The organism is Acidocella aluminiidurans (assembly GCF_055383125.1).
The window spans coordinates 62699-84799 of record NZ_AP031589.1; the positions used below are offsets into that span (position 1 = coordinate 62699).

Genomic DNA, 22101 nt, shown 5'->3' on the forward strand with positions numbered 1-22101 from the left:
CCGGGAGGGCAGAGCCTTGCCGCGCCTGTCCTGGCTGTCCGGCGTGGCGCTGGCGATGCTGCCCGCCGCCGCCTTCGCCGCCCCGCCCGCCAATCTCACCGATGCGCTGGTCGCGGCCTATTATAATAACCCCACCCTGCAGGAGCAGCGCGCGGCGCTGCGCCAGGCCGATGAAGAGGTGCCAACCGCTCTGGCCGGCTGGAAGCCGACGGTGGAGTTGCAGGGGCAGTTTGGTCGTGTCACCGGCTCCGAGAAATACAACACCACCTCCTTCGATCCGCTTACCCAACAATACGTGACCAACTCCAGCAAGGTGCCGGAAAACGGGACGGAGAAGATCGGCCAGGTCACGGTGACGCAACCGATCTATAAGGGCGGCAAGACGGTCAGCCAGACCCGCCAGGCGAAGAACGATGTCGCGGCGGCGCGCGCGCAGCTGCTCTCCCAGGAGCAGACGATCTTCCAGAATGTCGTGCAGGATTATGTCGCGGTGGTGGCCGACCAGAAGCTGCTCGCCTTGCAGCAGAGCAACCAGGATGTGCTGACCAAGCAGCTGCACGATACCCAGACCCAGTTCAATCTCGGCGAGATCACCATGACTTCGGTGGCGCAGGCCCAGGCCTCGCTGGCGCAGGCCCAGGAGCAGGTGCAGGTGGCGCAGGGCAATCTGCGCATCGCCCGGGAGAATTTCAGGCAGCTGGTGGGCGAGTATCCGGCCGATGCGCTGGCGCCGCCGCAGCCTCTGGTGTTGCCGGTCAGCGACAAGGCCGAGGCGGGCAAGGTGGCGGTGGCCAACAACCCGGATGTCGTCGCCGCGGAATTCAACGATGCCTCCCAGAAGGATGCGGTGGATGTCGCCTTCTCGGCGCTGATGCCGCAACTTTCGCTGCAGGCCTCGGCCTATAAGCAATCCGGCAGTTCCGGCCAGAACACCTATACCAGCGGCGCCTCCTTCATCGGCCAGCTGACGGTGCCGCTCTATCAGGGCGGCTCGGAATATGCCGCCATCCGCCAGGCCAAGGCCAAGGAGCAGCAGGCCTTCGCCGCCGTGCTGGTGGCGCAGCGCAAGGCCTATTCGCAGGCGACTCAGAGCTGGGAAGGCATGGTCTCATCGCGCGCCGCGGTGCTGGCCAGCAACGCCCAGATCAAGGCCGACGCGATCGCCCTGGACGGGACCGAGCGCGAGGAGTTGGTTGGCACCCGCACCACGCTGGATGTGCTCAATGCCCAGCAGTCGGTGCTCACCTCCCAGGTGCAGCAGGTGCAGAATATCGCGCAGATGGTGAATTATTCCTACGCGATCGCCGCCGCGATCGGCCGATTGACCGCGCGGGACTTGAATTTGCCTGTACATGCGTATGATGATCAGAAATATTACGACGCAGTTAAGTATGCCGGATTCGGAACGGGTGCGGCGGCGGATCGGCGGGCGGGCATCGCGCCAGATGGCGAGCTGTTGAACGCCCCGCCTGTCCCGCCGGTGGTACCGGTATCTGATTCGGCGCAGAACGCGCCCTAGAGTGCGATGACGTTAGATCTACCCGCCTTGTGGGTAAATCTAGTGTCTGAATCGCCCTCTCGCTTATGATTTAGAGTCTGACGGTTTTCGCTCGAGGCTCTGGTTTTGGTATGAGCGAGCAAATTTATCCCATCAAACGAGTCGGTTTGATCGGATGTTGCTCTAGAAGGAGGCAGGATGAGCGACGGCGACGGCATTTCCAACCGCCCCGGCCCGGCCAGCGCGGCGGAACCCTCGATGGAGGAGATCCTCGCCTCGATCCGGCGGATTTTGTCCGAAGAAGAAGGCGGCGCGAAGCGCCAGGCGGCGTCTGACGAGCTGGTGCTGCGCGCCAGCATGCGCGTGCTCTCGCCCGAACTGCCCGCCTCCGCCACCGAACCGCCGCGCATGCAGGATCCGGTCATTGCCCCGGAAGAGCCGCCTTTGCCGCAGCCGGGGCATTTCGCCCAGGCCCCGAGCTTCGAGCCGCCGCCGGCCCTGGAGCCAGCGCCGATCACCCTGCATGTCGAGCCCGAGCCGGTGCCGACCCCGGTCTGGCAGCAATCGCCGTTTCCGCCCGCTGACGAGCAGGCCCCGCCGGCGGAGCCGGCTTATTCTCAAGAACCGGCGGCGCCGGCTGATTTTCAACAATCGGCGGCGCCGTTCTATGAATCCGCGCCCGCGCAGTCGGCCTATCAGCCGCCGCAGGAACCGATTTATCAATCCCCTCAACCGCCCTCGATTTTCTCGGCCCAGCCCGCACCCGAGACGCTGTTTCCGATGCAGGCCCAGCCCTCTTACTTTGACCCCCAGCCCAGCCAGAAGGATGAGACCATGGACGAGCAGTTTCAGGGCCCGGAAGGGCTGGTCGGCGATCAGGCCGTGTCCGATATCAGCAACTCGATCGGCGCGCTGGTGCGCAGTGTCAGCGCCGAGCGCGCCGCCGGCGTCGGCCGCGCCGGTGTCACCATCGAGGATATCGTCCGCGAGGAGATGAAGCCGGTGCTGAAGGCCTGGCTGGATACGCATCTGCCCAGCCTGGTGGAGCGCATGGTCCGCGCCGAGATCAATCGTGTGATCGAACAGGCGCAGCGCTAGCAGCATCCCTACGCGGAAGTTCAGTTCAATAAGGGGCTTCAGCCTGACGCTGGAGCCCTTTCAGCCCGCCCCGGCGCGCCCCGCCGGTTTTTGTTTTCCCAGTAAGCTCGCCCGGGCCCGGGCGTTGAGGTTTTGACGTGACGACATTGGATAAGAGTTTTGAGCCGGCCTCCTCCGAGGCGCGGCTTTATGCCGGTTGGGAAGCCTCCGGCGCCTTCGCCGCGCAGCCGGCCAGCAACGCCGCGCCCTACACGATCATGATCCCGCCGCCGAACGTCACCGGCAGCCTGCATGTGGGCCACGCGCTGACGATGACGCTGCAGGATATTCTGGTCCGCTACCGGCGCATGCAGGGGCGCGACGTGCTCTGGCAGCCCGGCACCGACCATGCCGGCATTGCCACGCAAATGGTGGTGGAGCGGCTGCTGGATAAGGAAGGCGTCTCCCGCAAGGCGCTCGGCCGTGAGACCTTCCTCTCCCGGGTCTGGCAGTGGAAGGCGGAATCCGGCGGCAACATCACCCGGCAGCTGCGCCGCCTTGGCGCCTCGCCGGACTGGGCGCGCGAGCGTTTCACCATGGATGAGGGGCTCTCCGTCGCGGTGCGCGAAGTGTTCGTGCGGCTGTTCGAGGACGGGCTGATCTACCAGGATAAGCGCCTGGTGAACTGGGATACCGCCTTGCAGACCGCGATCTCTGACCTTGAGGTCGAGAGCCGGGATGTGAAGGGCCATATGTGGTATATTCGCTATCCGGTTGAGGGGGGCGAGGAGATCATCGTCGCCACCACCCGGCCGGAGACGATGCTGGCCGATACCGCCGTGGCGGTGCATCCCGAGAACGAAAAATACAAGCATCTGATCGGCAAGATCGTCACCTTGCCGCTGACCGGGCGGAAGATCCCGGTGGTGGCGGATGAGTATGCGGACCCGGAAAAAGGCACCGGCGCGGTGAAGATCACCCCGGCGCATGATTTCAACGATTTCGAGGTGGGCAAGCGGCACGGGCTGGAGATGCCCTCGATGCTCGACAAGCAGGGCCGCATCACGCTGGCCGAGCTGGGCGAGATGCCGGAATTTGTCCGCTCTCTGGAAGGGCTGGACCGGTTCGCGGCGCGCAAGCTCATCGTCGCCGAGCTGGAAGCGCAGGAGCTGCTGGTGGAGGTGAAGCCGCACCCGCATATGGTACCCTATGGCGACCGCTCCGGCACCGTGATCGAGCCCTTCCTCACCACCCAATGGTATTGCAACGCCCATGTGCTGGCGCAGCCGGCGATCAAGGCGGTGGAAGAGGGCCGCACCCAGTTCGTGCCCAAGCAGTGGGAGAACACTTTCTTCGCCTGGATGCGCGACATCCAGCCCTGGTGCATCTCCCGCCAGCTCTGGTGGGGCCACCGCATCCCGGCCTGGTATGACGAGGCCGGGAAGGTTTATGTGGCGCGCACTGCGGAAGAGGCCCAGGCCCAGGCCGGGGACGGCGTGGCGCTGACCCAGGATGAGGATGTGCTGGATACCTGGTTCTCCTCCGCGCTCTGGCCCTTCTCCACGCTCGGCTGGCCGGAGCAGACGCCGGAACTGGCCAAATACTACCCCACGGACACGCTGGTGACCGGCTTTGACATCATCTTCTTCTGGGTCGCCAGGATGATGATGATGGGGCTGCATTTCATGGGCGATGTGCCGTTCCGCACCATCTATATTCACGGGTTGGTGCGTGACGAGAAGGGGCAGAAAATGTCCAAATCCAAGGGCAATGTCCTGGACCCGCTGACCCTGATCGACCAGTTCGGCGCCGATGCGCTGCGCTATTCCGTGGCCGCCGCGGCGGGGCAGGGGCGCGATGTGAAATTGGGTGAGAAGATCGTCGAGACCAATCGCGGTTTTATCACCAAGATCTGGAACGCGGCGCGCTTCCTGGAGATGAACGGGGTGAAGCCGAACCCGGACTTCAAGCCGGGCGCGGCCAAGCTGCCGCTCTGCCGCTGGGTGCTGGCGCGCGCCAATGAGGCGATCATCGCCGCTACCGCTGGGCTCGATGCCTATCGCCCCAACGATTATGCCGGCGCCTGCTATCGCTTCGCCTGGGGCGATGTGTGCGACTGGTTCATCGAGCTGGCCAAGCCCGGCTTCGCCAGCGAGGATGCGGCGGAAATCCGCGACACGGCGGCCTACGTGCTGGGCGTGCTGCTGCGGCTGATGCACCCGCTGATTCCCTATGTGACCGAAGAGCTATGGGACCATTTCGGTTATGGCGAAGCCTTCTCGCTGATCGGCGCGTCCTGGCCGCAGATTGTGGCGGTGCAGGACGAGGCCGGCGCGCTGGAGGCCACCAACTGGCTGATCGCGCTGATCTCCGAAATCCGCTCCATCCGTTCCGAGATGAACGTGCCGCCCTCGCTGAAATCCCCGGTGCTGCTGCAGGATGCGAGCGCGCAGACGCTGGACCGCGCCGCGCAGAATTTCGAGGCGATTTCGCGCCTGGCGCGCGCCTCCGAAATCGGCCCGCTGAACGGGCCGGTGCCCAGGAACGCCGCGCAGGCGGTACTGGGCGAGGCGACGATCATCCTGCCGTTGGAAGGGCTGATCGATCTCGAAGCCGAGAAGAAGCGCCTGGCCGCTGCCCTTTCCAAGGCCGAAGCGGAGCTGAAGAAGGTGCAGGCGAAGCTCGGCAATGCCGATTTCACCGCCCGCGCCCCGGAAGCGATCCTCGAAGAGCATCGCGAGCGCGAGCAGAGCTTCGGCAATGAGGTAACGCGCCTCTCGGCGGCCCTCTCCCGCCTCGCCTGAGGGCCGCATGCGCATCCTGCTGGTCAACCATGAATTCACCATCACGGGGGCCAGCACGGTGCTGCTGCGGCTGGCGGCGCATCTGCAGGCGCGCGGCCACAGCCTGACGGTACTGCCCGCCAACCCGGCCGACGGGCCGATCAAGACCGCCTATGAGGCGCTTGGCATCGGCATCGCCAGCGGGGCGGCGTTGAGCGCGTTCGACATCGCCATCGCCAACGGCATCGGCACCACCCAGGCGGTGATCGACATTGCGGGCCGGGTGCCGACCATCTGGTTTTTGCACGAGGCGGAGGTTGGGCTGCGCATCCTGCTCAAAAATCCGGCGCTGGGGCAGGCATTCGGCATCGCGGCGGCGGTGGTGTACCAGACTGCCTACCAGGCGGAGGTCTATCGCTCCTTCACCTATGCGCTGCCGCCGCAGAAATTCCACATCATCCCCAACGGGCTGCCGCCGTTGCCAGAGAGCCTGCCGGCGGTGAGGCCGAAAGCCAGGCCCTTGCGGCTGGTGCAGGTGGGCAGCGTGGAGCCGCGCAAGCGCGGCGGTGATCTGATCCGCGCCGTGGCCGCCTCCGGGCTGGATATGGAATGCGTGCTGTGCGGGCGGGTTTATGAGCTGGATGAGGCCGCGCGGCGCCTGGCCGATGCCGAGCCTGCACGCTTCATCCTCACCGGCGAGGTACCACCGGAGACCGCTCTGGCCTGGATCGAGTCCGCCGATATCAGCGCCTTGGTTTCGTCCAGCGAAACCCAGGGCCTGTCCGCTTATGAGGCGGCGCAGTTCGCCAAGCCGTTGCTGCTCTCGGACCTGCCGGTGCATCGCGGCGTGTTCACCCATGGGCAGAACGCGCTGATGGCGCCGGTCGGGCATGTTGAGCTGTTGGCCGCGAATCTGGCGCTGCTGGCGGGCAATCCCGGCTTGCGCGCGCAGCTGGGGCAGGCGGCGGCGCAGGCGGTGCGTGGCTTCACCGTGGAACGGTTCTTCCTGCAATTCGAGGCGGTGATCGCCGGGCTGGCGGCATGAGCCTGATCATCCGCCCCCTCTTAGCCGGGGACCGCGCCGGCTGGGAGGCGCTCTGGCAAGGCTATCTGCGGTTTTATCAAGAAGATCTGCCGGACGAGGTTACCGAGATCGTCTTTCAGCGCCTGCTCGATCCGGCGGAGCCGATGGTGGCTCTGGTGGCGGAGCGCGAGGGCGCTTTGCTGGGTTTGGTGCATTGCGTGTTTCATCGCGGCACCTGGTCGGTCAGCGATGTCTGCTATCTGGAAGACCTGTTCACCGCCCCGGAAGCGCGCGGCCAGGGTGTGGGGCGGGGCTTGATCGAGGCGGTGTATGAGCTGGCGCGCGCGCGAGGTGTCGGCCGGGTTTATTGGGTGACGCAGGAGGGCAATAAAACCGCTCAGGCGCTCTATGAAAAACTCGCCGAGCGGGCGGATTTCATCCAGTACCGGAAAAGCCTGTGAATCATGCCGCCGCCCTGGCGCTGCTGTTGCTCGCCGCCTGCCTGGAAGCTGGCGGAGATGCCTTGGCGCGGACGGCCTTGCACGCCCATGCGCTGCCCGTCCGGCTGGGGTTTTTCGGCGCGGCGGCGTTGGTGCTGTTCATCTATGGGGTGACGGTGAATTTGCCGCCCTGGGATTTCGGGCGGCTCCTTGGCGTTTATGTGGCGCTGTTCTTCGTGGTGGCGCAGCTGATCAATCTGTTCGCTTTCGGCGTGCGCCCCGGCCTGCCGGTGCTGGCGGGCGGGGCGCTGATCCTGGCCGGCGGTTTGCTGATGACCTTCTGGAAAAGCTGAGGATTTTATAAAACAAAAGTTTTTTGGTGCCGCTTTTTTACAAAAAAGCGGCGAAAACGTCTGGGGCGGTGGCAACATTGCTGCCACCACGCCAGACTTTCAAGGAGCCGCCGCTCGGCCTTCAAGCCCATATGTCCCCAGCACACGCTGCATCCAGCCCAGGAGCGCGTCGCCCGGCTGAAATAGCGGGGTGGAGGACATCAGCCTTCCCCATTGCAACGCGCCGAAGACGATATGGTCCGCCCAGTTCGGCGCCTCGCCGGCGAGGAAGGGCTGGTCCGTCAGCAGTTTGCGCAATGGTCGCAGCACCAGATCCAGCCGCTCCAGCGCCAGATGCCGGGTGGCGTCGAACTCCTCCAGCCGGCGCCCCAGCATCGCCTCGCGGGTCAGGCGGAAATATTCCTGGTCCTTCGGGTGCAGCCGGCGGTGGATATCCGCCACCAGCAATTGCGCCAGCGCCGGATGCAGCGAAGTCTCCGCCCATTGCTTGACGAACATGCTCAGCGCCCGGGCCGGCGGCTCGCCGAACAAGGAGGCCTCGTTCGGGTAGGTGCGCTCCAGATAATCGGCGATGATCTGGCTGTCGGAGACGATGTTGGCGCCATCCAGCAGCACCGGCACCTTGCCCTGGCCGGAGGCGGCAAGCGCCTCCTTTTCGGTGAAATGCCAGGGGATGGTCTCGTAATCGAGGTTCTTGTGCGCCAGCGCCAGCTTCACCCGCCAGCAATAGGGGGAGAAGCGGGTGCCGTCGGCGGCGGTGAGGTCGTAGAGGCTGCGGCTCATCGCGCCGTCTGGCCGAACAGGATCTTGTTGGCGTCCTGGGTCACGGTGGGCGCGCTGTTGATCTCCTTCGCCTTCGCATAAGCGCGCTGCACCGCCGGGCGCGCGCTCATGCGCGCGAACCAGGCTTGCAGATGCGGGAAATCCTCCAGTTTCTGCTGCTGGCGCTCATAGGGGACGATCCAGGGATAGCTCGCCATATCGGCGATGGAGTAGTCCCCGGCGATATAGTCCCGCCCGTCCAGCTGCTTGTTGAGCACGCCGTAGAGACGGTTGGTCTCCTTCACATAGCGCTCCATCGCGTAGGGGATGCGCTCGGGGGCGTATTGCACGAAATGGTGGTTCTGCCCGGCCATCGGCCCCAGCCCGCCCATCTGCCAGTACAGCCATTGCAGCACCGCGAAACGCGCGCGCGGGGCTTTGGGGAGGAACTGGCCGGTTTTGTCGGCCAGATATTCCAGGATCGCGCCGCTCTCGAAAATGCCGAGCGGCGCGCCGCCATCGGCGGGGGCCATGTCGCGGATCGCGGGGATGCGGTTATTCGGCGCGAAGGCCAGGAAATCCGGGTTGAACTGCTCGCCCTTGGAGATGTTCACTGGGACAATCTTGTAGTCCAGCCCGGCCTCTTCGAGGAAAATGCTGACCTTATGGCCGTTCGGCGTGGTCCAGTAATAAAGCTCGATCATTGCGTCACTCCTTACGCCAGCGCCTTCGAGGCCAGCTCATATGTGTTGGGGCTGAGATGTTCACGCGCCAGGATGCGTTCAAGCTCGGCCTGCATCAGCCCCTGGCGGGCGGCATCGAAACGCCGCCAATGGCCAAGGGCGGTGACCAGCCGGGCGGCGATCTGCGGGTTGGTCTCGTCCAGCCGCAACACGAAATCCGCCAGCAGCTTATAGCCAGCACCTGATGCGTCATGAAACACCGCCGGGTTGCCGGTGAAGGCGCCGATGAGGGCGCGCACCCGGTTGGGGTTGCGCAGATCCATCGCCTTATGTTCCGCCAGCTTCTGCACCCGGGCCAGCGTGTCCGGCGCGTTGCTGCGGGCCTGCACGGCGAACCATTTATCCAGCACCAGCGGGGTGGAGTGCCATTCCGCGAAGAAGGCCTCCAGCGCTTGGTCACGGGCCGCGCCTTGCGTGTCCACCAGGCAGGCGAGGGCGGCCAGGCGCTCGGTCATGTTGCCGGCCTGCGCGAACTGGGTGGCGGCCGGGCCGCTCTCGCCGGCGGCGGTGAGATAGCCCAGCGCCGCATTGCGCAGCGCCCGCGCCGCCATGGCCGGGCCGGAGACATCCTCCGGCGCGGCAGTGGCAAATCCGTCATAGGTGGCCTGGAATTCCGCCTTCAGCGCGCTGCCGAGCGCCTTGCGGGCGGCCTGGCGCACGGCATGGATGGCATCCGGGTCCACCACCTCCATATCGTCGGCCAGCAGGCTCTCCATCGGCAGCACCAGCGCCTCGGCGGCGAAGGCGGGGTCGCGTTTGGCATCGGCCAGAATCGCGGCGATGGCGTCTTTCAGCCCGGCATCCAGGATGAAATCCTTGCCCTGTTGATGCGCGGCCACACCCTCCAGCAGCACCGCGCTGGCGTAGCGCTGCAATGCATCCCAGCGATTGAACAGATCCCCATCATGCGCCGCCAGGAAGGCCAGACGCTCCCGGCTCTGCCCCTTCAGCTTCACCGGGGCGGAGAAATGCCGGAACAAAGAGACGGCCTTCGGCGCCTGTTTCAGTTCGAAATCGAAGCGCTGCGATTCCTCGCGCAGCAGCAGGGTTTCGGCGTGCAGCTCGGCGCCATTTTCATCCAGCAGCGCCATGGCGACCGGGATCAGCAGCGCCTGCTTCTCCGGCTGGCCGGGCGTGGGGGCGGTGTGCTGGCGCAGGGTGAGGGAGAAGGTTTTGGTGGCCTCGTCCCAGGCCTCGTCGAAACTCACCTCCGGCGTGCCGGCCTGGCCGTACCAGAGCATCAGCTGCTTGAGGTCGATCTCGGTCGCGGACTGCATCGCCGCCCAGAAATCCTCCACCGTCGCGGCGGAATTGTCGTTCTTGGCGATATATTCATCCATGCCGCGCCGGAACGCCTCCGGCCCGATGATGGTGCGATACATCCGCACCAGCTCCGCCCCCTTTTCATAGATGGTGGTGGTGTAAAAATTGTTGATTTCCAGGTAACTGGCCGGGCGCACCGGATGCGCCAGCGGGCCGGCATCGTCGCGGAACTGGGTGGCGCGCAGCAGCCGGACATCGGCGATGCGTTTCACCGCCGCGGAGAACTGGTCCGACATATATTGCTGGTCGCGGAAGACGGTGAGGCCCTCTTTCAGCGAGAGCTGGAACCAGTCCCGGCAGGTGACGCGATCGCCGGTCCAGTTATGGAAATATTCATGCGCGATGACGCGTTCGACATTCTGGAAATCCGCATCGGTGGCGGTTTTGGAATCGGCCAGCACATAGGCGGTGTTGAAGATGTTGAGGCCCTTATTCTCCATCGCCCCGGCATTGAAATCCGAGACCGCGGCGATGTTGAAAATATCGAGATCATATTCGAGGCCGAAAACCTCCTCGTCCCATTTCATCGAGCGTTTCAGCGCGCCCATGGCGTGGTCGCAGCGCGTCTCGTCGCCGCGCTCCACCCACACGCCAAGCTCCACCTTGCGGCCGGAGGCGGTGGTGAACTCATCCTTCACCGCCACCAGATCCGCCGCCACCAGGGCGAAGAGATAGGAGGGTTTCGGGTGCGGGTCTTCCCACTCCGCATAGGCCTTGCCGTTCTCCACGCCGCTCGCCAGCTTGTTGCCGTTGGAGAGCAGGATGGGGAATTTATCCGCATCGGCGCGCATGCGTACATGGTAGCGCGCCATCACGTCCGGCCGGTCCGGGAAGAAGGTGATCTTGCGGAAGCCCTCCGCCTCGCACTGGGTGAAAAAGCCGGAGCCGGACATATAGAGGCCGGAGAGCTCGGTATTGGCGGCGGGATCGATACGCACACTGGTCTCCAGCACCGCCTCGTCGGGCATCTCGGGCAGGGTCAGGCTCTGCGCGTCCAGCGTATAGCGGTTATCGCCCAGCGCCTCGCCATTCAGCGCGATGGAGAGCAGTTCCAGCTTGCGCCCATCCAGCTTCAGCGGGCCGGGGGTGTTGCGCCGCAGTTTCAGGCGCGCATGCACGATGGTCGCCTCCGGCTCCAGCTCGAAATCCAGCGCCACATGCTCCACCAGGAAGGCGGGGGGGCGGTAATCGGCGAGCTTCACCGGGGTGCGGGGCGGGGTCTGTCCATCTGCCATGCGTCTGTGCTTCCTGTTCATGCTGGCGAAATGCCGCCGCCACCGCATATGGTAGGGCATGGATGGCGAGACATCTCTTCAGCTTGAGATTTTTCCGACGATTGCCGAGATCGGGCAAGAGGCATGGGATGGGTGCATCAGGGAGGATAACCCGTTTATCTCCTATGCGTTTCTCTCAAGCCTTGAGGAAAGCGGCTCGGTCGGCGGGCGCAGCGGCTGGCATCCACGGCATCTGGCGCTGCGCGACGCGGCCGGGGGGCTGCAGGCCGTCGCCCCGGCCTACGCGAAAACCCATTCCTACGGCGAATATGTGTTCGACCAGGGCTGGGCGAATGCCTTTGAGCGCGCGGGCGGGCGCTATTATCCGAAATTGCAGATTTCCGCGCCCTTCTCGCCGGTGCCGGGGCCAAGATTGCTGGGGGCGACGCCGGAGGTGATGGCGGCGGCGCTTGAGGCGGCGTGCAACGCCACCAAAACCTCCTCAGCGCACGTGACCTTCTGCACCGAGGCGGAATGGGAGGGGCTGGGCCGGGCCGGCTGGCTGCAGCGGCTGGGCATGCAATATCACTGGGAAAATCCCGGCTACGCGGATTTTGAGGAATTTTTGGCGGCACTTTCCTCGCGCAAGCGCAAGGCCATTCGCCGCGAGCGGCGCGACGCGCAAGCGGGCCTCACCTTCCGGGCGCTGAGCGGGGCCGAGCTGACGCCCGCGATCTGGGCGAAATTCTATGAATTCTACCTCTCCACCGTCGAGCGCAAATGGGGCGGGGCCTATCTGACCCCGGAATTCTTCCCGCTCCTGGGCAAGCGTTTAGGCGAGCGCGTGGTGCTGATGCTGGCGGAACGAAACGGCAAGCCGATCGCCGGTGCGCTCAATCTGCGCGGCGACGGCGTGCTCTACGGGCGCAATTGGGGGGCGCTGGAAGATGTGCCCTTCCTGCATTTCGAGCTCTGCTATTATCAGGCGATCGACTACGCCATCGCCCATGGGCTGAAGCGTGTGGAGGCGGGGGCGCAGGGGCAGCACAAGATCCAGCGCGGCTACCTGCCCAAGCCCACCTACTCGGCGCATTATATCGCGCATCCCGGCCTGCGCGCCGCGGTGGCGGATTTCCTGACGGCCGAGCGCGAGGAGATGCTGAGCGCGATGGAGGCATTGGCGGCGGAGGGGCCGTATCGGCAGGAGGGCGGGAGTTAGTTAAAAAACGTCTGGTTAATTCGGTCGATATCGTGCGGGACGGCCTGTTTCTGCCCGGCATAAAAAAAGCCCGGCGAATTGCCGGGCTTTTTCGTTTATTGGGCAGTCGCCTTACGGCTTCAGCGCGTACATGGCGTAATTGCCGTCATGCCACTTGTAGATGGCGTAGGCGGCGTTGACGACGTCGCCCTTGGAGTCGAACTTGATCGGCCCGAGCACGGTGTTCCACGGCCCGCCCGCCTTCAGCTCTTTCGCGACCTTGGTCGGGTTGGTGGTGCCGGCCTTCTTGGCGGCTTCCGCCCAGACCTGCACGGTGGCGTAGGAGTACAGCACATAGCCGGAAGGATCTTCCTTCGCGGCGGTCAGCTCGGCGACGACCTTGGCAGCGGCCGGGTCCTTCTCGGCCGGCGGCGGGAAGGTCATCAGCATCCCTTCGGCGGCACTGCCGGCCACCTGCCACAGGGCGGAGGTCACGGCCGCGTCTTCCGAGAAATATTGCGGCGTGAAGCCCTGGGTGACGCCTTGGCGCATGATCAGGCCCATGTCCGAATAATAGCCGCCCATATAGACCAGGGTAATGCCCTGCTCCTTCATGCGCGAGATCAGCGCGGAGTAGTCCTTGTCGCCGGCGGTGTAGGAGGTGTTGTAGGCCACCTTCACGCCCAGCTTCTTCAGGTTCAGCCGCACCTGGTCGGCAATGCCCTTGCCGTAGGTGGAGTTATCGTCCAGCACCGCGATCTTCGCCTTGGGGAAGTGCTTGGCGATATATTCCGCGGCCACCTTGCCCTGCTGGTCGTCACGGCCGCAGGTGCGGAAGGTGAAGGGGCTGCCATTATCGGTGTAGGCCGGGTTGGTCGAGGCCGGGGAGATCTCCAGGATGCCGGCATCCTCATAGACCTTGCTGGCCGGGATCGAGGAGGCGGAGCAGAAATGCCCGTCCACCATCACCACGCCATCGGAGACCAGCGTGTTGGCGGCGGAGACGGCCTGCTTCGGATCGCAGGCATCGTCCACCGGCACCGGCACCAGCTGCTTGCCGAGCACGCCGCCGGCCTTGTTGATGTCGGAGATCGCGAGGTCGAAGCCGGTCTTCATCTGCACGCCGAAGGCGGCGTTGGAGCCGGTGAGGGGACCGGCCATGCCGATCTTGATCTGCGCATGGGCGAGGCCGGTGCCGAGCGCCAGCAGCGCGGCGGTGCCAAAAAGGATGTTACGCAAAGTCTGCTCCTGTTGTTTATGGTGACGATCTGAGACAAGGTGCAAAACGAGTATGAGCCCAAAAAATGGGCCGTATCAATGGCTGCCTTCGAGATAGGCGGCCCTGATCTCGGGCTTGGCGAGCAGTTCCGCGCCAGTGCCCTGCATGGTCAGCTGCCCATTGACCAGAACATAGGCGCGGTGCGCCAGGCGCAGCGCCTGGTTGGCATTCTGCTCGACCAGCAGAACGGTGAGCCCGGTTTCCCGGTTGAGGTCGCGGATGGCACCGAAAATCTGCTTGATCACCAAGGGGGCCAGGCCCAGCGAGGGTTCATCCAGCAGCAGCAATTTCGGCTTGCTCATCAGCGCGCGGGCAATGGCCAGCATTTGCTGTTCGCCGCCCGAGAGTGTGCCGGCGCGTTGCGCGAAACGCTCCTCCAGGCGGGGAAAGAGCGTGAACATCTTTTTCAGGTTCACATCGTAATCTTCGTAATCGATCACCTGCGCGCCCATCAGCAGATTTTCCTCGACACTCATGCGCGGAAAAATCCGCCGCCCTTCCGGCGACTGGGCGATGCCCTTGCGGGCGATCTGAAAGGCGGGAAGGCTGGTGATGTCCTCGCCATAATACAGCACACGCCCGGTCTTGGCCTTGGGCATGCCGAAGATGGTCATCATCAGCGTGGATTTGCCGGCCCCGTTGGCGCCGATCAGGGTGACGATCTCGCCTTCCGGCACCTCGATGGAGACGTCGCGCAGCGCCTGGATCGGGCCATAAAAGCTGCTCACGCCCTGCAGTTCGAGAACATTGCTCATGCCACGCTCTCCGCCACCGGGGCGTCCGGGTCGTCCTCGTCGCCTTCGCCAAGATAGGCGGCGATGACGGCGGGGTCGTTGCGGATCTCGGCCGGGCTGCCATCGGCGATCTTCTTGCCGTGGTCGAGCACGATAATATGGTCGGAAATCTTCATCACCACGCCCATGTCATGTTCGATGAGCAGCAGCGAGCAGCCTTCATCGCGGATTTTCAGAAGCAGCTGGTTGAGCCCGGCGGATTCGCGCGGGTTGAGGCCGGCGGCGGGCTCGTCCAGGCACAGCAAGGCCGGTTCGGTGCACATCGCGCGGGCGATTTCCAGGCGGCGCTGGTCGCCATAGGGCAGGGCGCCGGCGGGATCGTCGGCGCGGGCCATCAGCCCGGTCTGCTCCAGCCAGTGCTTGGCGAGCTCGATCGCCTGTTTCTCGGCCTTGCGATAGCCGCCCAGCCCCAGCACGCCCAGCACGCCAAAGCCGGTTGCCGATTGCAGCTTATTATGCTGCGCGATCAGCAGGTTTTCCAGCGCCGTCATGCCGCCGAACAGGCGGATATTCTGGAAGGTGCGCGCCACCTTGCCCCGGGAGGCGACATGGTGGCCGGCCAGCTTCTCCAGCCGCACGATTTTGCCCAGGCTGGGCGACATCGCGATGCTGCCTTCGGTCGGCTTATAGAAGCCGGTGATGCAGTTGAAGAGCGTGGTCTTGCCGGCGCCGTTGGGGCCGATGACGGCGGTGATATGGCCGCGCTCGGCCGAGAAGGACACGTTATTGACCGCGGTGAGGCCGCCAAAACGCATCGTCAGGTTGGAGACGGAGAGAATGGTCATGGCTCAGCCCTTGCCTTCGGCGCGCAATTCCGCGCCGATCATTTTCGCTTTGCCCAACGAGACCGAGGGGCGGCGGATGGAGATGAAGCCGCGCGGGCGCACCACCATGATGGTCACCAGCGCCAGGCCGAAGATCAGCATGCGGTAGATCTGCAAGGATTGCAGCAATTCGGGGATGCCGATCATCACGCAGGCGGCGAGCACCACGCCGAGCTGGCTGCCAGCGCCACCCAGCACCACGATGGCGAGCACGGTGGCGGATTCGATGAAGGTGAAGCTGTCCGGGCTGATGAAGCTCTGCCGGGCGGCGAAGAAGCAGCCGGCGAAGCCGCCAAACATCGCGCCGATGGCGAAGGCGGTGAGTTTGGTGTTGCGGACATTGATGCCAAGCGAGCGGCAGGCGATCTCATCCTCGCGCAGCGCCTCCCAGGCGCGGCCGAGAGGCTGCTTGCGCAGCCGCAGCGTCACCCAGTTGGTGAGCAGCGCCAGCGCCAGGATCACGTAGAAGAGATAGGCGGTTTTCTGCCAGGGTTGCGGGTCGATGCCGAAGAAGCCGGCAAAGGTGCCCGGGCCGCCGGCCATGGAGAATTTCAGCCCGAACAGGCTGGGTGCTGGCATGCCGAGCAGCCCGTTGGGGCCGCCGGTGAGGGAGACCCAGTTGGTGATGACCAGCCGGATGATTTCCCCGAAGGCGAGGGTGACGATGGCCAGATAGTCGCCGCGCAGGCGCAGCACCGGAAAGCCCAGGCACATGCCCCAGAAGGCGGCGAGGATGCCGGCCAGCGGCAGGCATTCCCAGAAGCCGAGCCCGAAATTCGAGGCCAGCAGCGCGAAGGAATAGGCGCCGACGGCATAGAAGGCGACATAGCCGAGATCGAGCAGGCCGGCGAGGCCGACGACGATGTTCAGCCCCCAGCCCAGCATCACGTAAGTGAGGATGAGCACGCCGAGATCGATATAGGCGTTGGGCATGCCGGGCAGCAGCGGGAAGATGATCGCCACCGCCAGCAGCACCGGGCCGATATATTTTGCCGCGCGGGCGGCGGCGGCGCCGCTGCCGGGCTTGGTGGTCCGCTTGCCGCGCAGCCTGTGCCAGGCCAGCATCGCCATGCGGGCGATGAAGGTGGCGGCCACCGCCAGCACCAGCCGCTCCGGCGTTGGGCCGAGCGTGAGATTGCCGGAGGTGCCATCACCCAGATGCACGCCGAGGAAGGGGGCGAAAATCAGCAGCGCGAAAAACGCGCAGAGGCCCGCATCTTTGAGATCTTCCAGCATGATCAGACCTTCTCGATCTCGTGGCGGCCGAGCAGGCCGGAGGGCATGAACATCAGCACGATGGCCAGGATGGAATAGACCGCGGCATCCTTATAGGCGACGGTGGCATAGCCGGACCAGAACGCCTCGATCAGCCCGATCAGCAGCCCGCCCAGCACCGCGCCCGGCAGCGAGCCGATGCCGCCCAGCACCGCCGCGGTGAAGGCTTTGATGCCGGCGTTGAAGCCGATATAGAAATCGATCACCCCGTAATAGAGCAGGAACATCACCCCGGCGAAGGCGGCCAGGGCGGAGCCGATGACGAAGGTGAGGCTGATCGTGCGATTGGTGTTGACGCCCAGCAGCGCGGCCATTTTCGCATCCTGTTCGACCGCGCGCATCGCCCGGCCCAGCGGGGTTTTGGTGACCAGATAGGTGAAGGCCGCCAGCAGCACGAGGGTGACAATGATGATGGCGAGCTGCATCCAGGTCAGCTGCACGACGAAATCCCCCTGCTTCAGCAGCACGATGCCGCCGGGCAACAGGTTGGGAATCGCCCGCTCCAGCGCGCCCTGGCTGACCTGCACGTAATTTTCCAGCACGATCGACATGCCGATGGCGGAGATCAGCGGCGCCAGGCGGAAGGAGCCGCGCAGCGGCCGGTAGGCCACGCGCTCGATGGAGAAACCGTACACAGCGCAGATGAAGGCCGAAATGACGAAGGCCGCGGCAAGGGCCACGGGCACGGAGGTGACGGTGGACAAAGCTGTCAAGACGATGATGCCGACGAAGGCGCCGATCATAAAAACATCACCATGCGCGAAATTGATCATGCCGATGATGCCGTAGACCATTGTATAGCCAATGGCGATCAGGCCATAGATCATCCCGAGCGTCAGGCCGTTGATCAGTTGCTGCAGTGCATAGGCCATGTGCACATATTCCTTAAAAAAGCCGTAATCATGCGCCTATTGGATATGACCAATGCGTTAAGGTCAATGCCCGGGGACATTTTGGGCGGGCTGTACCCGATCCACAAAAACTTTTCCCCGGGGGCTTTTCAATCTCAAAATCAGCCGTTATAGAGCCGCCCACCGCAGCGCCTCACGGTGCCGCACAGGTTGGGTGCATAGCTCAGTTGGTAGAGCAGCTGACTCTTAATCAGTAGGTCCAAGGTTCGAATCCTTGTGCACCCACCAACCTTCCGGTTTTCCAAAAATCATTTAAGCACTCCAAAACATTACCAGACCTTAAGCTTTTCCGGCGAGACTTCCCGTCTGTTTGTCCGTCCCGTTGCGGGATCTGGCATTGCAGCGATAGCGGTGAAGGGAAGGCTCAAGTGTCAGCGGATGTCGCGCGTTATCAGGGTGAACATGCAAATGGCCCGGACGCCTCCCATTCCCTGGGGTGGCCTGGCGCCGCGCGGGAAGGCGCTGCTGCCTTGCCCGGTCAGGATGGGTTGCTGGATGAAATGGCGCGGGCGATCAGCCGGAATGAGCTGGTCATGCATTACCAACCGAAAATCCGGCTGGATACAGGCGAAGTGGTTGGATTCGAGGCGCTGGTGCGCTGGCGGCATCGGCACAAGGGGCTGGTCGGTCCCTCTCATTTTGTGCCGGCGGTTGAAGGCTCGCCGCTGCTCGCCGCCTTTACCGACAAGACGATCGAGCTGGCGCTGGCGCAATGCGCTTTATGGCAGGCGCGCGGCCATTTCCTCAAAATCGCGATCAATATCTCCGCGCGGATATTGGAGGATGACGGCTTCGTCCCCCGGCTACTGCGTCAGCTTGTGCTTTACGAGGTGCCGGCTTCGCGCATTTCGCTGGAGCTGACGGAGACCGCGCTGCTGGTCAATCTCGCCAAGGGGCAGGCGATGGTCCACCAGCTGCGCGACCAAGGGGTGAGCCTCTCGATCGATGATTTCGGTGCCGGCTACACCTCCTTTACCTATCTGCGCGAATTCATGGTGCCGGAAATCAAGCTGGATTGCGCCTTCGTGACGGATCTGGAGGTGAACCGTTTCAACGCCTCGCTGGTGCGCAGCCTGGCGATGTTCTGCGAGGCGCTGGGGGCGGATTTTGTCGCCGAGGGGGTCGAGCGCCGGGATGATTGGGGGACCCTGCTCGGGCTCGGCTGCCGAATCGCCCAGGGCTATTCCATCGCCCGGCCGATGGCGGGGGAGGATGTGCTGCCCTGGCTGCGCGAATGGTCGAAGCCGGCGGTGGCGCTGCCGGTCTGAGGTCAAGGTGGACGGAATATTTATAAAAGTTTTTTGGGGTGCGTCGGCGTTGCCAAAACCCCAGAGGTTTTCGCCGCTTTTTTGAAAAAAATCGGCAGCAAAAAACTTTTGCGCCTTTAGGCTTCCGGCCCCGCGACGCCCAGGCGCGGCATCTCCATCGCCGGGCAGCGATTCATCACCACATTCAGCCCGGCTTCCCGCGCCTCCTCGGCGGCTTTTTGGTTGATTACGCCCAGCTGCATCCATACCGTCTTGGCGTGCAGGCCAATCGCCTCGCGCACCGGCGCCAGCGCCTCCGAGGGGCGGCGGAACACGTCCAGCATGTCGAACGGCGCGGCTTCCGCCAATGTGGCCACCACTTTGCGGCCATGGATCTCGGCCCCCGCCAAGGCCGGGTTCACCGGCACGACGTCATAGCCATGGTTGAGCAGAAAGCGCATCACCCCGTAAGAGGGCCGGTCCGGCTTGGCGGAGGCGCCGACCAGGGCGATGCGCCTGGTGCCGGTGAGGATGCGGGTGAGGTCCTGGTCATTTGTCTCGTCGGTCATGTCTCTTTTCCAAAACCGGGCCATTGGCTAAGCCATGGGCCATGATCAAAGGTCTTTCCACCTGCGTGCTGCTCAGCCTGCTCACCCTTCTGCTTTGGCGGGGGCCGAATCAGCCTCAGGCTGGAGATGTGACCATGCCGGCCGGCAAGTTCAACTCCCTGTCCTATGCCCCTTACCAGGCCTGGCAGACGCCGATGGACAAGGATTTTCCCAGCCCTGCGGAAATTTCACACGACCTCAACCTGATCAAAGGCCAGGCGGATGGCATCCGGACCTATTCGGCCATCGAGGGCACGCCGGCGGAGACGCTGGCGCGGATCAAGGCCGGGACGGATATTGCCGGGCTGGCCAAGAAGGCCGGCTTGAAAATGTGGCTGGGCATCTGGCTCAGCGCCAATCCGGCCGATAATGCCAAGGAAATGGCCATCGGCATCGCCGAGGCGAAGGCTTATCCGAATACGGTCACCCGGGTGATTGTCGGCAATGAGGTGCTGCTGCGCCGGGATCTCTCGGTGGATGATCTGATCAAGGATATCGACAGCGTGCGCGCCCAGGTGAAGCAGCCGGTGGCCTATGCGGATGTCACGGATTTCTGGGAGCAATTCCCGCAAGTGGCGCCGCATGTGGATATCGTGATGATCCATTTCCTGCCTTATTGGGAAAACACCCCGCTTTCGGTGGATGACGCGCTGGCGGAGATCGACTCCACCACGGCGAAGTTCAAGCGGCTGTTTCCGGGTAAGCAGATTTCCATCGGCGAGACCGGCTGGCCTTCGCGCGGGCGCTGGCGCGGCCCGGCCGCCCCGTCGCGGGTGAATGAGGCGGTGTTTCTGCGCCGCTTTGTCGGGCTCGCGGCCAAGGAGGGGGTGGATTACAATCTGATCGAGGCGTTCGACCAGAACTGGAAATATGAGGATGAGGGCGTGGCCGGGGCCAATTGGGGCATCTGGAACGCCAACCGGGTGCAGAAATTCCCCCTCAATGGCCCGGTGGTGGAGCATCCCTCCTGGCCCTGGTACGCGGCGCTGGGCGCGCTTTCGGGCTGCCTGCTGTTCGCCGCGGTCGGGTTTCGCAATCTGCGGTTGGCGGTGCCGGCCTTCGCGCTGGGGAATGGCTTTGCCATTGCCTGCATGGGCACGCTGCCGATGCTTTATGACAATTGGCTGCGGCTGGATGCGCTGGTGAATCTGCCACTGCAGGCGCTGCTGGCGGTGCTGGCGCTGCGCCGGGCAGATGCGATTCTGGCGCGCCGTCCGGTGCTCCCGGCGCGCAGCGGGGCGCAGGCGCTGGCGGGCTGGCGGCGGCTGCGTCCGGGGCTGGATTATGGCGGGCTGTGGTTCCTGTTCCTGGCCTCGGCTTCGGTGTTTGAGGCGTTGCTGGTGTTCGATGGGCGGTATCGGGATGCGCCGATGGCGGTGTTCATCGTGCCGGTGATGGCCTCGGTGCTGCGGCTCTGGACCAAGGACCGCCCGACTCTGGGGTGGGAGGAATGCCTGGCTGGTGGCGCGCTGGCGGTGCTGGCGGTGGTGGATGTGGCGATCGAGGGGCTGGCCAATCTGGATTTCGTGATGTGGAACGTCGCGGCCTTGGTATTGGCGGCCCCGGTGCTGCTCGCCTGTGCGCGGCACAAAAAACTTTCATAAATCATAAGGCGGGGATGTCTCGAACGCCGGCAGTGTCTCGTCCAGCCCCTGCCAGGAAACCCGCTCGCACACCCAGCCTTGCGTGGTCGGGCGGATCGCCTCTGGCTCGTCCAGCGAGCCCAGCGTCACCCCCACGGAGCGCCCCTCCGGGTCCGTCATGTAAAGCGGTGTGCCGCAATCGCCGCAGAACCAGCGCGTCGCCAGCTTGGAAAAGGCAAAGCCGCGCGCCGCGCCCTTGGTGACCGCAAAGCGGGCGGGGGGCAGCTGCACCCAGGGTAGCCCCGCCGCGCCGGAGGCCTTCCGGCATTCCCGGCAGAAACATATATCCGCCACATCGCCGGCGAGATGCTCCAGCCGATAGGCCACCGCACCGCACAGACAGCCGCCGGTGAGGGTTGCCATCAGAAGGTCGGCGGGGAGTTGGCGCTGATCAGCACACAAGGCTCCTCGCCCTGGTTGCGGAAGCGGTGCGGGATATCGGAGCGGAAATAATATGCATCGCCGGGATTGAGCACGCGCTCCTGCACCCCCACCGTCACCGTCAGGCTGCCGGAGACGACAATGCCGCATTCCTCGCCCTCATGGCGCAGCATCGTATCGCCGGTATCCGCCCCCGGCTGGTAGGTTTCGCGCAGCATCCCCAGCGCCCGGCCCTTGGCCTTGCGCCCGACCAGACGCATCGACATTTCCGGCTGGTAGGCGATCTCGGTCAGCTCCTCGGCGGTGAAGAACACCTCGTCCGAGGGCGAGAAATCCAATGTGAAGAAATCCGCCAGGGTCAGCGGAATGCCATCGAGAATCTTCTTCAGCGAGGAAATCGAGGGGCTGACCCGGTTCTGCTCGATCAGCGAAATCGCCCCGTTGGTCACCCCGGCGCGGCGCGCCAGCTCGCGCTGGGTCAGCCCAAAAATCTGCCGGACCAGCTTCAAGCGCGTGCCGATATCGTCCGTAATGGTTTCGGCCGGGAGGGGCACTGACATAAAACTGCGATCCTTGCGTTTAGTATTTTCAACAATTTACCTATAAACCTCGGCCTGTTGCAACAAAAAGCCGTCCGTTTGGCGAAAAGTCCCGCCGAATATTCTTGACGCCTCTCAGGCAGTTAAGCGAGAGTGCGGCATTAACAAAACTTGAGGGTTTGCGT

20 protein-coding genes and 1 tRNA gene are annotated in these 22101 nt (G+C 64.2%); 10 read left to right on the top strand and 11 right to left on the bottom strand.

Going from position 1 to position 22101, the window contains the following annotated elements; translation table 11 throughout:
- Positions 1-16: 16 nt before the first annotated feature.
- From ACZ46S_RS00275 to ACZ46S_RS00300, 6 genes are all read left to right on the top strand, one after another.
- On the top strand, positions 17-1519 hold the full coding sequence (locus ACZ46S_RS00275; protein WP_464062894.1) for a TolC family outer membrane protein: 1503 nt from the start codon (positions 17-19) through the stop codon (positions 1517-1519).
- Positions 1520-1696: 177 nt separating this feature from the next.
- On the top strand, positions 1697-2596 hold the full coding sequence (locus ACZ46S_RS00280) for a DUF2497 domain-containing protein (protein WP_464062895.1): 900 nt from the start codon (positions 1697-1699) through the stop codon (positions 2594-2596).
- A gap of 146 nt (positions 2597-2742) precedes the next feature.
- Positions 2743-5379: a valine--tRNA ligase gene (locus ACZ46S_RS00285; RefSeq protein ID WP_464064311.1), complete on the top strand. Its 2637-nt coding sequence runs from the start codon at positions 2743-2745 to the stop codon at positions 5377-5379.
- Between the two features lie 7 nt (positions 5380-5386).
- On the top strand, positions 5387-6403 hold the full coding sequence (locus ACZ46S_RS00290) for a glycosyltransferase family 4 protein (protein ID WP_464062896.1): 1017 nt from the start codon (positions 5387-5389) through the stop codon (positions 6401-6403).
- The gene (locus ACZ46S_RS00295) at positions 6400-6843 is read left to right on the top strand and encodes an N-acetyltransferase family protein (protein WP_464062897.1); all 444 of its coding nucleotides are present in this window, start codon (positions 6400-6402) and stop codon (positions 6841-6843) included. The genes ACZ46S_RS00290 and ACZ46S_RS00295 overlap by 4 nt, the downstream gene beginning before the upstream one ends.
- Positions 6840-7175, top strand: coding sequence for a hypothetical protein (locus tag ACZ46S_RS00300; protein WP_295744218.1), 336 nt, complete (start codon positions 6840-6842; stop codon positions 7173-7175). Before ACZ46S_RS00295 ends, ACZ46S_RS00300 begins: the two co-directional genes overlap by 4 nt.
- 99 nt (positions 7176-7274) lie before the next feature.
- Here the strand turns inward: ACZ46S_RS00300 and ACZ46S_RS00305 are convergent, their stop codons facing one another.
- From ACZ46S_RS00305 to pepN, 3 genes are read right to left on the bottom strand one after another with little or no spacing between them, the layout of a single operon-like run.
- Positions 7275-7958 carry a glutathione S-transferase N-terminal domain-containing protein gene (locus ACZ46S_RS00305; protein ID WP_464062898.1) on the bottom strand — a complete coding sequence of 228 codons (684 nt, stop codon included), beginning with the start codon at positions 7956-7958 and terminating at the stop codon, positions 7275-7277.
- Positions 7955-8641 (bottom strand): glutathione binding-like protein, encoded by a 687-nt coding sequence (locus ACZ46S_RS00310; protein ID WP_464062899.1) that lies wholly within the window; start codon positions 8639-8641, stop codon positions 7955-7957. Before ACZ46S_RS00310 ends, ACZ46S_RS00305 begins: the two co-directional genes overlap by 4 nt.
- A gap of 11 nt (positions 8642-8652) precedes the next feature.
- Entirely contained in the window at positions 8653-11238 is a 2586-nt protein-coding gene (gene pepN, locus ACZ46S_RS00315) for an aminopeptidase N (RefSeq protein ID WP_464062900.1), read from the bottom strand.
- Positions 11239-11296: 58 nt separating this feature from the next.
- Here pepN and ACZ46S_RS00320 point away from each other — a divergent pair, with 58 nt between their 5' ends.
- Positions 11297-12436 carry a GNAT family N-acetyltransferase gene (locus tag ACZ46S_RS00320; RefSeq protein ID WP_464062901.1) on the top strand — a complete coding sequence of 380 codons (1140 nt, stop codon included), beginning with the start codon at positions 11297-11299 and terminating at the stop codon, positions 12434-12436.
- Positions 12437-12547: 111 nt separating this feature from the next.
- Here ACZ46S_RS00320 and ACZ46S_RS00325 read toward each other — a convergent pair whose 3' ends face one another.
- The 5 genes from ACZ46S_RS00325 to ACZ46S_RS00345 form a co-directional block, all read right to left on the bottom strand.
- The gene (locus tag ACZ46S_RS00325) at positions 12548-13654 is read right to left on the bottom strand and encodes an ABC transporter substrate-binding protein (protein ID WP_295744239.1); all 1107 of its coding nucleotides are present in this window, start codon (positions 13652-13654) and stop codon (positions 12548-12550) included.
- A 75-nt stretch (positions 13655-13729) separates the two neighbouring features.
- A complete protein-coding gene (locus tag ACZ46S_RS00330) occupies positions 13730-14449 on the bottom strand; it encodes an ABC transporter ATP-binding protein (protein ID WP_464062902.1) in 720 nt (239 codons plus the stop codon).
- Complete coding sequence (locus ACZ46S_RS00335) at positions 14446-15273, bottom strand: ABC transporter ATP-binding protein (protein WP_295744246.1); 828 nt, start codon at positions 15271-15273, stop codon at positions 14446-14448. The genes ACZ46S_RS00330 and ACZ46S_RS00335 overlap by 4 nt, the downstream gene beginning before the upstream one ends.
- A 3-nt stretch (positions 15274-15276) precedes the next feature.
- On the bottom strand, positions 15277-16548 hold the full coding sequence (livM, locus tag ACZ46S_RS00340; RefSeq protein WP_464062903.1) for a high-affinity branched-chain amino acid ABC transporter permease LivM: 1272 nt from the start codon (positions 16546-16548) through the stop codon (positions 15277-15279).
- A gap of 2 nt (positions 16549-16550) precedes the next feature.
- Positions 16551-17459 (bottom strand): ABC transporter permease subunit, encoded by a 909-nt coding sequence (locus tag ACZ46S_RS00345; RefSeq protein ID WP_026439972.1) that lies wholly within the window; start codon positions 17457-17459, stop codon positions 16551-16553.
- A gap of 191 nt (positions 17460-17650) precedes the next feature.
- Here ACZ46S_RS00345 and ACZ46S_RS00350 point away from each other — a divergent pair.
- Positions 17651-17726: transfer RNA gene (locus ACZ46S_RS00350), tRNA-Lys, on the top strand.
- Positions 17727-17968: 242 nt separating this feature from the next.
- Positions 17969-18766, top strand: coding sequence for an EAL domain-containing protein (locus ACZ46S_RS00355; protein WP_464062904.1), 798 nt, complete (start codon positions 17969-17971; stop codon positions 18764-18766).
- 116 nt (positions 18767-18882) lie between these two features.
- Here ACZ46S_RS00355 and ACZ46S_RS00360 read toward each other — a convergent pair whose 3' ends face one another.
- The gene (locus ACZ46S_RS00360) at positions 18883-19314 is read right to left on the bottom strand and encodes a CoA-binding protein (protein ID WP_295739601.1); all 432 of its coding nucleotides are present in this window, start codon (positions 19312-19314) and stop codon (positions 18883-18885) included.
- 41 nt (positions 19315-19355) lie between these two features.
- On the opposite strand from ACZ46S_RS00360, the gene ACZ46S_RS00365 reads away from it, so the two are divergent.
- A complete protein-coding gene (locus ACZ46S_RS00365) occupies positions 19356-20957 on the top strand; it encodes a glycoside hydrolase family 17 protein (protein WP_464062905.1) in 1602 nt (533 codons plus the stop codon).
- Here the strand turns inward: ACZ46S_RS00365 and ACZ46S_RS00370 are convergent.
- Positions 20952-21359 carry a GFA family protein gene (locus ACZ46S_RS00370; protein WP_295739598.1) on the bottom strand — a complete coding sequence of 136 codons (408 nt, stop codon included), beginning with the start codon at positions 21357-21359 and terminating at the stop codon, positions 20952-20954. The two genes, ACZ46S_RS00365 and ACZ46S_RS00370, sit on opposite strands and share 6 nt — an antisense overlap.
- Complete coding sequence (locus ACZ46S_RS00375; RefSeq protein ID WP_295739596.1) at positions 21359-21937, bottom strand: cupin domain-containing protein; 579 nt, start codon at positions 21935-21937, stop codon at positions 21359-21361. Before ACZ46S_RS00375 ends, ACZ46S_RS00370 begins: the two co-directional genes overlap by 1 nt.
- Between the last annotated feature and the right edge of the window lie 164 nt (positions 21938-22101).